Source organism: Vibrio sp. 1069, assembly GCF_033340555.1.
This window is the reverse complement of record NZ_JAWOWP010000358.1, coordinates 1-713: the sequence shown is the minus strand read 5'-3', so window position 1 is coordinate 713 and position 713 is coordinate 1. Positions and strand designations below refer to the sequence as shown.

Below are 713 nucleotides of genomic sequence, written 5' to 3'. Positions count from 1 at the left end.
AGAAAGTCGCGCCCTTCTTGGATAAGCATTTGAAGTAATCTAAAATCAAGAGTGCCACCAAACCGGTCGCACTCTTACTTCTCTGTTATTCCTATTTCCCAGTTAATAGCCATAGGTCAGTGACTATGTTTCGATGGACGCTCATCGTTCTATTTATATTGTTCGTATTTTTGATGGTGGTTGCTCTCGTCGTTACTCAAATCGAAAACTCGCAATACCGCAAGTACAAACAAAAGCAGCAACATCTGCAGCGCTCGTTAACCGATGAGTCTAAAACCGCAATCGTCGTTTTCTCTCGCTCAGGAAATACCGCCACTCTGTCCGAACATATTGCCAACAAAACAAATGGGCATGTTTATGAAATTTTTGCCAAAAGCTACGCGCTCGGCATTCCAGGATGGATAAGTGCGTTGAAAGATGCCAGAAGTAATGTTGCAGAGATCGTCCCACAGCATATCGACCTCTCCTCTTACAATACGGTTTATCTCGGCTCTCCTATTTGGTTATACAGTCCAGCCCCACCTATTTGGCAATTTGTGAAAGACAACGATTTAACCAACAAACGGGTCATATTGTTTAACTCGTTCAATAGTAAATTTGAACAACACTTTATTGACGAATTTGCTGTATTAGTTCGAGCCAAAGGCGCAACAAGCTTCGAGCATCAATATGTAAAACGAGGAAGAATGGGAGACCAGTTATCTACAGACGAA

1 protein-coding gene is annotated in these 713 nt (G+C 42.2%); it reads left to right on the top strand.

Going from position 1 to position 713, the window contains the following annotated elements; translation table 11 throughout:
• Nucleotides 1-125: 125 nt before the first annotated feature.
• The coding region (locus R7040_RS26500) for a flavodoxin family protein (protein WP_318097584.1) at nucleotides 126-713 on the top strand (588 nt) is incomplete at its 3' end.